11 protein-coding genes and 2 pseudogenes are annotated in these 12,370 nt (G+C 57.8%); 4 read left to right on the top strand and 9 right to left on the bottom strand.

What is annotated here, in order from left to right:
* Nucleotides 1–82: 82 nt before the first annotated feature.
* On the top strand, nt 83–643 hold the full coding sequence (locus HY011_35710) for a sigma-70 family RNA polymerase sigma factor (protein MBI3428300.1): 561 nt from the start codon (nt 83–85) through the stop codon (nt 641–643).
* Complete coding sequence (locus HY011_35705; protein ID MBI3428299.1) at nt 633–3,239, top strand: protein kinase; 2,607 nt, start codon at nt 633–635, stop codon at nt 3,237–3,239. The genes HY011_35710 and HY011_35705 overlap by 11 nt, the downstream gene beginning before the upstream one ends.
* Here HY011_35705 and HY011_35700 read toward each other — a convergent pair.
* Nucleotides 3,220–4,605 carry a protein kinase gene (locus HY011_35700; protein ID MBI3428298.1) on the bottom strand — a complete coding sequence of 462 codons (1,386 nt, stop codon included), beginning with the start codon at nt 4,603–4,605 and terminating at the stop codon, nt 3,220–3,222. The genes HY011_35705 and HY011_35700 overlap by 20 nt on opposite strands.
* A gap of 229 nt (nt 4,606–4,834) precedes the next feature.
* Nucleotides 4,835–5,167, bottom strand: a complete 333-nt coding sequence (locus HY011_35695; GenBank protein ID MBI3428297.1) for a hypothetical protein — start codon at nt 5,165–5,167, stop codon at nt 4,835–4,837.
* A 225-nt stretch (nt 5,168–5,392) separates the two neighbouring features.
* Between HY011_35695 and HY011_35690 the strand changes: the two genes are divergently transcribed.
* The gene (locus HY011_35690) at nt 5,393–6,757 is read left to right on the top strand and encodes an HlyC/CorC family transporter (GenBank protein ID MBI3428296.1); all 1,365 of its coding nucleotides are present in this window, start codon (nt 5,393–5,395) and stop codon (nt 6,755–6,757) included.
* A gap of 722 nt (nt 6,758–7,479) precedes the next feature.
* On the opposite strand, the gene HY011_35685 is transcribed toward HY011_35690, so the two are convergent.
* The 7 genes and pseudogenes from HY011_35685 to HY011_35655 all read right to left on the bottom strand — a co-directional run bounded on the left by HY011_35685 (nt 7,480) and on the right by HY011_35655 (nt 11,097).
* On the bottom strand, nt 7,480–7,860 hold the full coding sequence (locus HY011_35685) for a VOC family protein (protein MBI3428295.1): 381 nt from the start codon (nt 7,858–7,860) through the stop codon (nt 7,480–7,482).
* Nucleotides 7,861–7,999: 139 nt separating this feature from the next.
* On the bottom strand, nt 8,000–8,983 hold the full coding sequence (locus HY011_35680) for a hypothetical protein (GenBank protein MBI3428294.1): 984 nt from the start codon (nt 8,981–8,983) through the stop codon (nt 8,000–8,002).
* Nucleotides 8,984–8,992: 9 nt separating this feature from the next.
* Nucleotides 8,993–9,199: a hypothetical protein gene (locus HY011_35675; protein ID MBI3428293.1), complete on the bottom strand. Its 207-nt coding sequence runs from the start codon at nt 9,197–9,199 to the stop codon at nt 8,993–8,995.
* A gap of 51 nt (nt 9,200–9,250) precedes the next feature.
* Nucleotides 9,251–9,364, bottom strand: coding sequence for a nuclear transport factor 2 family protein (locus HY011_35670; protein ID MBI3428292.1), 114 nt, complete (start codon nt 9,362–9,364; stop codon nt 9,251–9,253).
* A 157-nt stretch (nt 9,365–9,521) separates the two neighbouring features.
* The gene (locus HY011_35665) at nt 9,522–10,007 is read right to left on the bottom strand and encodes a VOC family protein (GenBank protein MBI3428291.1); all 486 of its coding nucleotides are present in this window, start codon (nt 10,005–10,007) and stop codon (nt 9,522–9,524) included.
* 56 nt (nt 10,008–10,063) lie between these two features.
* Nucleotides 10,064–10,479 (bottom strand): annotated as a pseudogene (arr, locus tag HY011_35660) (NAD(+)--rifampin ADP-ribosyltransferase).
* 120 nt (nt 10,480–10,599) lie between these two features.
* Nucleotides 10,600–11,097: pseudogene (locus tag HY011_35655) on the bottom strand (VOC family protein).
* A gap of 831 nt (nt 11,098–11,928) precedes the next feature.
* On the opposite strand from HY011_35655, the gene HY011_35650 reads away from it, so the two are divergent.
* Nucleotides 11,929–12,204 (top strand): hypothetical protein, encoded by a 276-nt coding sequence (locus HY011_35650; protein MBI3428290.1) that lies wholly within the window; start codon nt 11,929–11,931, stop codon nt 12,202–12,204.
* The last annotated feature ends 166 nt before the right edge of the window (nt 12,205–12,370 follow it).

The following is a 12,370-nucleotide window of genomic DNA, read 5'->3' as shown; positions in this document are numbered from 1 at the left end:
TGGCAAAGGCGCTCAGTTCGGCTCATACGGCGATTCAATTTCTAAACGAAAAGCTTGCTAGGCAAAGCGGAGGAGGGCGTCTGTGTCGTCAGAGATTACGGATTTGCTGGTCGCTTGGGGTAATGGCGAAGCGGCAGCGCTAGAGACCTTGTTGCCGCTGGTCGAGCGCGAGTTGCATCAGATGGCCCACAACTATATGCGGCGTGAAAAGGCTGGCCATTTGTTACAAACGACCGCGCTGATTAACGAAGCCTATCTGCGGCTGATTGATCAGCAACGCGTGCAGTGGCAAAACCGCGCGCACTTTTTCGCCATCGCGGCGCAAATGATGCGGCGCGTGTTATGGAATTACGCGCGCGACCAGCAACGCGACAAACGCGGCGGCCAGGCTATTCATGTCTCGCTGGTTGAAGCCGAGGCGCAGGCGGTGGAATTTTCGGTGGATCTATTGGCGTTGGATGAAGCGCTGAACCGGTTGGCGGCGCAAGATGCGCGCAAAAGCCAAGTGGTCGAATTGCGTTATTTCGGCGGGCTGAGCGTCGAAGAGACGGCGGAAGTTTTGCAGGTCTCCGCCATCACGGTCATGCGTGATTGGAATCTGGCGAAGGCCTGGCTGGCGCGCGAGTTGGGCCATGGAAACTAAAGACTGGCAACATGTCGAAGACCTTTTTCACGCGGCCCTGGAATTGGCGGGGGCGGAGCGGGAGCGCTTTCTGGCGGCGGCTTGCAAAGAAGAGGTCGCGTTACGCACCGAGCTTGAATCGTTGCTCAGGGCATTTGAAAAGAAACTGACGTTTTTAGAAGAGCCGGTTTTCAACGCCGGGCTGAAGGCGTTGTCAGCCGAGGCCAGCCTCACGGGCCGGACGATTGGCAGTTACCGGGTCGAACGGCTGTTGGGCAAAGGCGGGATGGGTGAGGTCTATTTGGCCGAAGACTTACGCCTGGGGCGGCCCGTTGCGCTCAAATTTCTGGCGCGCCGCCTGGCTGCCGACAACTGGGCGCGGCGGCAACTCACCAAAGAAGCACAGGCCGTCGCGCGGCTCGATCACCCCAATATCTGCGCCGTGCATGGGTTGGAAGAGACTGACGGCTACAGTTTCATCGTGATGCAATACGTCGAGGGCGACGTGCTCTCAGAATTGTTGCGCCCCACCGCCGTCCCCGCCGCCGAAACGGGCCAGCCTGCCCTGAATGGGGACGCGCCTGGCCGCTCCAAAGGCGTGGACAGTGAGCAAGTGTTGTCGCTGGCGTTGCAATTGGCGAGCGCCTTGGCCGCCGCGCACGCGCACAGCATCATTCACCGCGACATCAAACCGCAAAATATGATCGTGTCGGCCAACGGGCATTTGAAAGTGCTCGATTTCGGCCTTGCCAAAGTCGTGCAGGGCCAAGCGGGTGCGCGCGTTGCCGAGGGGCCGAGCCAGGCTTCGCGCCAGGGGTTGATTGCGGGCACGGTGGCTTATATGTCGCCGGAACAGTTACGCGCCGAACGGCTTGATTACCGCAGCGATCTTTTCAGCGCCGGAGTCGTGCTTTACACCTTGCTGACGGGCCGGCATCCCTTTTTGCAAAAGAGCGAGGCCGAAACGATTGCCGCGATTTTGCACAACGCGCCGCCGCCCTTGCCGCGCAGCCTGAACGGGCGCGCGCGCGCTTTTGCGCCGATCCTTGGCAAATGTCTGGCCAAAGACAAGGAGCACCGGTATCAATCGGTTAACGAACTCATCATTGACCTGCAGAACCTGCAGCAAGGGACAGCCCCCATCCACGTGCCGCGGCGCTTCAACCCGCTGGTCGCCGTGGCGTCGTTGGTGGTGTTGATGGCGGCTGGGTGGTGGACCTATTACCGGTTGACGGCCTTGCCGACACTGGCAGTGTTGCCGTTTGTCAATGAGCGTGACGAGGCGCAGGTAGAGCCTCTCATTGCCGGCTTGCCGGAGGGGCTGGCCAATCAATTGGCCCAGTTAGGCAAGCTGAGGGTTAGGGCGCCTGCCACCTTTGATAAAAAACTGGGGCGCTCGCCGGAGCAAGCCTTGGAGGCCGGGCGCAAACTTGGCGTCGCCGCCGTTTTGGCGGGGCAGGCGCACGCCGAAAACGACTCCGTGCTGTTGCATGTGCAACTCATCAGCACAGCCAATGGCGCGCGGTTGTGGGATAAAAGCTATGACCTGAAACAAACGGGTGCGCTGGTTTTGCAGCAGTTGCTGACCACGGTGATTACCGCCAATTTAGGCATCCGGTTAAGCGGCGAGGACGAACGCCGGCTGAGCGCCGTCCGGAACGAGGCCTTTAACGAGTATTGGCGTGGGCGTTATTTTTGGCATCGCCGTACCCCGGAAAACATCAATACCGCGATTCGCTACTTCCAACACGCGATTGCGCTTGATCCGGCCTTTGCGCTTGCTTACACGGGATTGGCGGATTCCTACATTCTGTTGCCCTCGGTGGCCTATGGCCAGATGCCGACCCGGGAATCGGTGGATAAAGCCCGCTCAGAAGCCCGCAAAGCGCTGATGCTGGATGATCAACTATCCGAAGCGCACACCTCGCTGGGCGTCATCAAGCTAAGATACGACCTGGATTGGGCCGGTGCGGACGCTGAATTCAAACGCGCCATCGCGCTCAAGCCTGACGATCCGGTGGCGCATTATTGGTACTCGCATCTGTTGCACATCATGGGGCAGCGCGCGGAGGGGCTGGCCGAAAGCGAGACCGCCCGGCGGCTGGACCCGCTCTCACCAGCCATGAACTTGAACCGTTGCCGGTCGCAATACTGGCTGCGCCAATTTGACAGCGCCGCCAGGTGCTTTTCGGAAATGCTTGAACAGGACCCGGATGACGTCAATGCCCGGTACATCCTGGGCTTTGTCTATTTGGCGCAAGGACGCCCGGCGCCCGCGCTGGAAATCTTTCAAAAGCTTTATCGCAACCCCAATAACTTACGCCTGGTGGTGGCGGCGCTAGGCCACACCTACGGACGGCTCGGCCAGGTGAAAGAGGCGACTCAGGTGTTGGAGTGTATGCAAGGACTGGCGCAACCCTATCTGCCGCCCTTGGAATTCGCGGTCGTACAGCTTGGCCTGGGCAACCGCGAGCAGACATTTACCTGGCTCGAACAGGCGCAAGCTGAGCGGCATGGTTCCATGGCTTATTTAACCGTTGAGCCGCTCTATGACAGTCTGCGCGGTGACCCGCGTTTTGTCGCGCTGACACAGCGCCTCAATTTGCCGCAGTTGTAGGCCTGAGGCTCAGGCAAGTGGCAGCCAGTTGCCGGGCTGCCACTGCTGCGCGGGGCCGCTGGTGAGGCGGAGCTTGGAGGAGGGCTTCGATCATTGCGCGCACAGCTGAGGGTATGCCTCTGTGCAAGTGTGGGAGGGAACCGGAAGTTGCGTCTGCGGGGGTGCGGCCCCACAGCAAAAAATGAAGTACGGCGCCCAGCGCATACAGGTCATCCGCCACGCTGGAGCGCGCTGGGTGGGCGGTTTGCGTGGCATCTGGCGCAAAGGCTGGCGTGCACCACGACACCGGGTCGGGCTGCTCCAATCGGCAGGCGCCTTCGAAATCAATAGGCCGCAAATGCCCGGCGTCCGTTAAGATCAAGTTGGCTGGTTTGCAATCGCGCCAGACCCAGCCGGCGGCGTGCAAGGCCGCCAACAACGCGGCCAACTCACTGCCGTAGCGCAATGCCTGCGCCAGCGGCAGCCGCCGCTGACGGCGATTGAGCATGTCCTGCAAATTTTCGCCCGCGATAAATTCGGTGACGAGGTAATAGTTGCCTTGCAATTCGAACGCGCCATAGACGCAGGGCGCGGCTAACCCGGCGGCCCGTAACTGTTCCAGCACGCTTGTTTCGTGTTTGATGCGCCAATGCCCGTCACGTCCGTCCCAGCTCACTTCGCCATTCTTGCGGCCTTCTTTCAAGACACACCAACGCGCCGGTTGCACACTCACATCGCGCGCCAGATAAACCCCGCCTTTGCCCCGCTGCGTCAACGCGCGGCAAACGCGATAAGTCGTCTTGAGCGGACTGTCGTTCGCCGCCATAACCCGGTCGGGCGCCGGAAACGGATTGGAAACCCAGGCGGGGCTAACGGCACTGCGGTCGTCCGGCACGAGTTGGCCGTCCGGCGCAAGCAAGGCTGGCAGCACAACTCCGTCAGGCGCTGTCAGATTCAGGTGTCGAAACGCGCCGTAGCGGTAATAAACATTGCTACCCGCTCGCAACCGCTGATCGAAGGGCACCGAAGGCGCACTAAACCCCACCGTCAATTGGTGCAAGGTTTCGGCCAGCGCCAACGCCTCCGCCGGCGTGTGCGGGTAAACGGTGAAGCATTTTCCCACTTGGCTGTAGCCTTGTTGCAGCCCCGCATTGAGGCGCTGTAACTCAGGCAAAGAAGCCGGCGCTTTGAACTGTACGCCGCGTTCCGTCAGAACGGGCGCGATGCGCTCCAAGACTTGCGCGGCATTAAGCACGGTCGCGGGTAAGTGCAATTTCCAGCCTTGCACCGGGTCGCCCGGCCCGGGAGTACGGCTGTAACGCCAGCTTGAAGTGGCGGGCGCGACAGGCAAATAACGGTTGCACAGTGTGAGCCAGGTTTGGTGCAACTCCGCGCGTCCTTGGACAGCGGGGTTTAAGAAATCAGGCGAAAAGGTCTGCATTGTTTTCTGTCGGGCTGTCTGGAACGCTCGTCGCGTGGCCACCGCCGCAACCAAGGCGATACAGCCGGGACGCGGAGAGATCAGCGAGGGCCAATCTCTCCGCGCTTTGGCCGCGCTTTGGCCGCGCTTTGGTTGCTCTCCGGGTATGGACTGTGGAATACCCAGGCCGCCAGCCCTAAGCGCGTTTGTGCTTGGCGGGCGGGTCATCAATCGTCTCTACCTCGCGGTCGAATTCTGTGGTGGTCGGCGGGCCGCAAACCGCACTGGCGGCGAGGTAGGCGCGTTTGACATTCAACGTGAAGTCATTGCGTGTCCCGTCGGTTCCTATCAAACGCTTGAGTTGTTCCGGGGTCTCGGCAAATTGCTGCATGTATGTTTCCCAGGCGGGCGAGTCAATGCCGCCCAGGACAGCCTCCACGGATTTGGCGCGATTTTCCTCGGCGGCTTTTTTATCAGCCAGAACAACTTCTTTTCTGGCCCTAACCTTGTCAATGATTCTTTTACCCATGCTATTTGCTCCTTTTGAAGATTGGTTGCAGATTGGTTGTTGGTATTGCTCTGGGATGACCGCCCTCACAAGAGCGGCGCATTATTGTTTGGCGGCGTATCCGTAGAGAATTTGGTCGCGCGCAACTTATCCTTACTCGCTAACGCACTCTTTTCGGTGTGGCGCTATCATGGGAACGGGATTTTATGCTTTGCCTGTTGGTTGGGCTATAATCCCGCGCGTTCTATGACCTCAAACCTTTTCAAACTCATCATTGTTTTTTTACTGGTCTTCGCCAATGGCTTTTTCGTCGCCGTCGAATTCGCGCTGGTCAGCGTGCGGCGGGCGCGCATCGAGACACTGGCGGCGGCGGGCAAACTGGGCGCGCATTCGGTGTTGTGGGCGCTTGATCATCTGGACGCCATGCTCTCGGCCAGCCAGTTCGGCATCACGCTGGCCAGTCTGGCGCTGGGCGCGGTGGGCGAATCCACGCTGGCGCACATGTTCGAGCCAGTCTTGCAACGTGTGATTCCTGCCAGTGCCGCCGTGTGGCTGGCACACTCGATTGCCGTGGCGCTGGCGTTGCTGGTCATTACCTATCTGCATCTGGTGTTGGGCGAATACTCGCCGAAGGCCTTGGGCATTGAGAAGGCCGAGACCATTTCGCTGGCGACGGCGCCGCTCATGCAGATTTTTTATCGCTCGTTCAAACCCATCATCTGGCTGATCAATGTTTCGGGCGTCAAGTTTTTGAAGCTTTTCGGCGTACACTTCCGCCCCGGCCATCACGCGGCTTATACCGAAGAGGAGATTCGCTATCTGGTCAACGCCAGCCACGAATCGGGCCATTTGCAGCGCGAAGAGAAAGACCTGATTACGAACGTCTTCGATTTTGCCGAACTCTCAGCCCGCGAAGTCCTCATCCCGCGCCGCGAGGTCACGGCGGTGGAAGATACGGCGACCTTCCACGATGTCATTCGCGTGTTTCAAAATTCCGGTTATTCCCGCCTGCCGGTTTATCACGAGACTTTCGACAACATCGTCGGCATTTTGCACAGCAAGGATGTGATGCAGCTGTTGCTGAAGAAGGGTGAGAATAAGTTTGAGATGAAAGAGGCCATGCGGCCGGTGCTTTTCATTCCCGACACTGCCAAGCTAGGCGACATCCTGCAACAACTGAAACGCGAGCGCACCCATCTGGCCATCGTGGTGGATGAACACAGCGGCGTCGAAGGCATTCTGACGCTCGAAGACGTGCTGGAAGAGATCGTCGGCGATATTCAGGATGAACACGACGAAGCCTCGGCGGAAAAGATGCGCGAGCAAAGCGACGGCGTTTTCATGCTGGATGGCAGCCTGTCGGTGCGCGATGCCAATCGCAAATTCAATTTGCGGCTGCCGGAATCGGATGATTACACGACCGTCGCGGGCTTCCTGCTTGCGCTGGCGGGGCGCATGCTTTCGGCCAATGACGTCATCGAACACGAAGAGTGGCGTTTCACCGTCGAACGTGTGATCCGGCGGCGCATCGTGCGCGTGCGCATGGAGCGGAGCGAAAAAACTGCGGCGGTCGCAGAAAGCCTCTTGCCCAAAATTGTCCCGACCCAGTAAGATGCGCCATCCCCAAATCAATTTGAATCCCCCAAAACTAGAAGAATGACCGTGAGACAGCTTGCCCCTGTGATTGGTGAGGACGCTTAAGCGGTGCGCTGCGGGTTTGTTTTTGACCCGTTCGCCGGCAACGTATAGCTCGCTCGCGACACAGATATATGCCCGTTATATGGAGGATTGCGATGATGGAAATCATCGAGAAGACGCTGGTAGTGCTGCTCTACCTGCCCTTTTTTCTGGTGCCGTTGGGTTTAATCGTGGGAGTGGCGTTTTTAGAAGCGCGCCGCCAAAAGAACAACTAACGAGACGCTAAAGTCTTAACCAAACCGCCTGCTGACACGACGTAGTTTAGATCGGTTTTCAGTTGCATGTATGGTAGGCGCGCCGCGCCGGGACAGTACCGCGCGCGTGAGCAAGCGGCGCTTCGGCGTTGCGCCAGTCAGCCGTACTTGACGCGCCGCTTGCTCACGCGCGCGGTACTGTCCCGCTTGCGCGGCTTTTGCCATACACCGAAGTGAAAACCGATCTAAGCTTCTTCACTTCCTCGACCAGTTCCTCGCGCGACATCCTATCGAGGTCAGCGTCCATTCGGCCCTCCTCTTGGTCTTCCACGCCTAACCGCCGTCGCGCGGCCTGGCCTGTACGATAGATCTGCGTCCCCGCTCAAGCACAGCCCCGGACGTGCGCCGATGGTTAGCTGCATTGCATGATCGAGCCTTTCGTTATTGCATCGAGTGAAGCCCAATCATGTTTTCTTCCGTATCGAAGACGAGAGCTATGAAGCCGTATTGGCCAATAGACATTTTCTCTTTTTGGATTTTGCCGCCATTCTGCATGGCGCGTTTCGCCTCTACTGCGCAGTCGTCACAAGTGAAATAAATGATGGTTCCGCCATCGCCGGAATCTTTGCCCTCCATCTTCACCAGTGCCCCGGCGCAACCAGGCTGGTTTTCTTGCATCGGAAAGGCCCACAACTCGACCTCAGGACTCTCCAACCGTTCCAGCGACACCTGAAACGTGTTCTGGTAGAAGGCGCGGGCCCGCTCTACATCTTGCACGTAGATTTCGAACCACCCGACTGGGTTACGATTCGTTTTCAGCATGATATTTCTCCTTCTTCAAGTGGATGCTTTAATCCGGGCGGTTGCTCTCGCGGCGCATCCGTTTCAACCGCGAGCCGCCGAATACGTGAGGTCACGCGGCGCAAGCAATTCCGCGTCTCAGCTTTCCTGCGCCCTTCGTTCACTGCTGATGGCACGCCATACAAGAGAACTCCGAATTGATCATGAGTCTCGCTTGTGGTGTTTCGTTCGGCGCATTGAACAACGCGACATTGGCTTGCGCTTGCGCGATACGATCATTCAATAACGCCTGGTATTTCCAGCTCGCGTGCTCTTTTGCCAGCTCGGCATTCGCGTATATTTTTTGCGCTGGTTGCCAATCGCCGGATTTGACCAACATGTCGCCCATATTCAGGAAAAAGCCTTCGAAGTTATGAGGCGCAATCCAGGAGTTCCAGCAGGCGCGTTGTTTGCCCTCTTTGGTTTCCAGCGCCATATACCGGGAGTAATCCGGGTTGGCGCGGTCGAGTTTTCCCCCGATGCATAAATCCAGCGTGCGCCATTGCCATTCCAGCCCTTCACGAAAGCGGGGCGAGTCGGCAGGCAACCGGCTCATCACGAAACCGGCGGTGAAGAGGTTGAATTCCGGCCACGCCTTGATCGCGTCGAGCAACATGAAATAACCCGCACGCGTGAGCTTCTCGTCCTGGTGCAGCGTACCTTCGATAACGGTATGACCGGCGAGAAAGCCCAGCGTGCGCGCGTCTGCCGGGTCGAGCTTCACGGCTTCCGCGAAATATCTGCGAGCTATCAACGTGTCATCGGTGATGGTGGCCGGAACCGCAGCCAGCCGCGCGCGTTCCGCCGTGCGCCAGTTGTGCAGCCAGGCGATGTGCGCCGCCGTCACGGCGTCGTTGGGCGTAGCCAGATAAGCCGCCGTCAATGCTTCGAGCGCGGGCTGAATCTTTACGTACTCGCCCTGATGGAAGGGTTGCCAGAAAAGTTCGTCAGCCTTACGGGCAGCCTCGCTGCGCGCAGTTGTTGCTTGTTTTTTCGGCGCACTCCAAACCGCAATGCGATTCTGGTTGGTCAGCGCGACCGCGCCCAGCGCGATAACGAGCAGGAGGATGACCAGGAACGTTTTCTTGGTTGCCGTTTTTTTCATGAAGCCCTTTCAGACAGCCACTCTCCTGCCGACAGTGAAGGGGTCGCCGATGAGCCAGCGCCACGAACCGTCCGGCTGGCGGCGCGCGACTTCCAGCGCATACACGAAGCTGGGTTGCGGCGCCGAGACCTGCCAGTCCGTATGCATCAGCACGATGTCGCCCGATTGAATGATCTGCCTGATGTTGAAATCAAAGCGCGCCCGCGCCGCCGCCAAAGGAGCCAGTTCTTTTCTCAGTTCCTCCGCACCCTGCTTTACTTCGCCGGCCTAATTCAGAAACACAGCCTCCGGCTCGTAAAGGCTCATCAACGCCTCGAGATCGCCCGCAGCCATTGCCTGTTGAAACAGGCGACAGGTTTCTTCAGGATTCTTGGCCGGCATTGCTTATCCCTCCATAGGCTCGCTACAGTTCTTTCTTCTATTTCAGGATGCCGGAAGAGTGAGTTTCCGGCCCTTCGCCCGCGCGCATTTGGTCGCTGGCCGCGCGGCTGCGGAACGACTTCGATAGCAGGGCAAGCGCGCTTCGAAGATTGCAACTTCAACCACGCAGCGCCGCCTCGATGGCAGCGATGTCGATCTTTTTCATCTGCATCATCGCCTCGAACGCGCGCTTGGCGGCAGCGGGATCGGGACCGGCTACCGCTTCGGTCAGAACCCGTGGCGAAATCTGCCAGGACAAGCCCCATTTGTCCTTGCACCAGCCACACACACTCTCTTCGCCGCCGTTGCCGACGATGGCGTTCCAGTAGCGGTCGGTTTCGGCCTGATCGTCGGTTGCGACCTGAAATGAGAAGGCTTCGTTGTGCTTGAATGCCGACCCGCCATTCAGCCCGATGCAGGGGATTCCCATCACGGTAAATTCGACCGTCAAGACATCCCCTTTCTTCCCGGACGGAAAGTCTCCCGGTGCGCGGTGTACCGCGCCCACCGATGAATCGGGAAAAGTCTTGGCGTAAAAGCGTGCCGCTTCCTCGGCATCGCCATCGTACCAAAGGCAAATCGTGTTCTTTGCTTGCTTGATCATGTTATTTCTCCATTGTTATGAGCCGCCCAACGCCGCAGTAAAACGATGAGCCGGACTCAGTCCTCAATTGCTTCAATCCCAAGTTGCTTTAGTCGCTCAAGATGGTCATGCATGACTTTGAGCTCTGCGGGGGAGTGCCCCTGCCAGTCAGTGACTTCGCCGGTGACCCGCAGCGGATCACGAGTGCGATAGGACTTCGTCGGATTGCCCGGATATTTCCTGTCCGTCAGGTTGGGGTCGTCTTCAATCGGCCCCGTCGGTTCCACAACATAGATTCTGCCGGGTGCTTCGCCCTGCGCCAGTTCGGCCCCCAGGTGGCCGCATTCAAGGTGGCGGTCAGGTAAACGTAGGCCGCCTGCTTCCGCTTGCCGTAGTTAGAATTATAGCCAGGCCCGATCAAGTCCCCCGGCTTCAGGTCGGCCTTCGTACCGTGGTAGTAACGCTGTGAATTCAGGTCGTCAATAGTTGCCATCGGCTCGATCCTTATCCTGTGCGGCATTGCTGCCGCACGATGCTGTATACAATTTTCAAGTCTCGCGCCGGTCTCGACAGAGAGTGGGTCGGACTGAGACCCTGTTCCATCTAACCGGGGTTATCCGGCATACGCGCGCTGCAAATTAGCCAGATTGATCTTTTTCATCGTCAGGATGGCTTCCATCACTCTGCCGGATTTAGCCGGATCGGGGTCGCTCGCCATCTCAGCCAGCGCTGTGGAGCCGACTTGCCACGACAGGCCGTACTTGTCTTTGAGCCAGCCGCACTGCTGCGCTTTTTCATCGCCGCCCGCGCCGAGCTTCTGCCAGTAATAATCAATTTCTTCCTGCGTCTCACAATTGACTTGCAGCGAGATGGCTTCGTTGAATTTGAAGACGGGGCCACCATTCAGCGCGGTGAAGGTCTACCCGTCTAACTCGAAAGCGACGGTCATCACCGACCCCGGCGACTGGCCGCGAACTTCGCGCCCGGCTTCACCGTAACGCTCAATCTGGTTGATTTTGGAGTTGCGGAAGAGCGCGGTGTAAAACTCCGCCGCCTCTTCTGCCTGTTGTTCGAACCATAAACACGGCGTAATTCTTGGCTTCAGTTGCATGATGTTTTTCCTCTCTCCTGGTGGATGCTTTGCCTATGCGGTTGCTCTCTCGGCGCATCGGTTCAACCGAGAGCTGCCGGGGCGTTGTCGCGCCTGAACAACGCCTCGGCAATCAGCAGCGCCAGACCAATGACGGAAGCCCACGTCCGCAGCACGTGGAAAAGCTCTCAACGGTCACGCCACGCTTGCCAATTCGCTGGCAGTGATGTTGCTGTCCAGGCGCTGATCCGATAATCGCATACTGCTCCTTTTGCCGATGGCCTGCATGACTTCGCACCGAATCGGATCAAACTTGGCGAACGCCGCTTTTGCCCAGCGTGCGTAGTCTTCTGTTACAGTCGGCGTCAACATTCAATTCAGGCTATAAAGCAGCGGGAATAAAATTGATTAGACGGCAAGGAGAATGCCACGGCAGATGAGTAAGCCTTGGTTCTGCCGGCAAGTGCTCGGCAAACCTCATCCGCTGAACGTATGCCCGGCGCACTGCAGAATAATCAGATATTACAGTGCGGTGGGCTTGGGTTGGATCTTCTGGTGTAACCGAGCAGTGAGGATATTCACGATAACTTGAGTTGCTGACTTATTGAAACCTTTGCGCAATCGTGCGTGAAAGAGCCTGGATTTTACCAGCTCGATTTGAAGAATAAGGAACAGCAATTGCTGAAAACTTGCTTGTATAATGGCTCTTTTGAACTAAGAGGTCTCCCGAAGGGCATCGGTTAAATTCGGGTTTGTGTATTCCGCAGCCGGAGCATGGAACCAAATAATTTCACCAAAGCTGGTTGTGAAAGATAGCTACACATACATAAATGGAATTGAGAGGGAGGAAAAATGAGAAGACAAGTAACAATGATTTTCGCCAGTTTCGTAATGATGGTTGCTTTGGTTGCCGGAACGATTGCTCAAAGCGGGCCAACGAATACTGCCGCTGTTAGTAGTGGTTGTAAATTAAATGAAGACGGCTCCAGCATTTGTGGTGACCCTTTGCCGCCAATCAAAACCAAATCAGACACTTCGGGCAAACCCGCGCCTTTTGTTGCCAATGGAAGCTGGTGGGCAGTGTTTTTGAGTTGGCTAGGTGGGTTAGTTACTGATGTTACGCCGTAAGAAAGTTCGGCTCGGATTTGACAATTCTGTGTGCCGGAGGCGCGCAGGAGATTAGCCGGTGGTGGAGGCCTCGCCGCAACCACCGGAAGCAGGCGCACACGCCCCGCGCCCCGGCAGGAGACCGCTTAAGTTCTTTTTGAAAACATTGGCAAATTTCTTCCTGCGG

The organism is Acidobacteriota bacterium (assembly GCA_016196035.1).
In the GTDB taxonomy this organism is placed as follows: Bacteria; Acidobacteriota; Blastocatellia; order RBC074; family RBC074; genus JACPYM01.
This window is presented reverse-complemented; position numbering and strand designations above follow the sequence as displayed.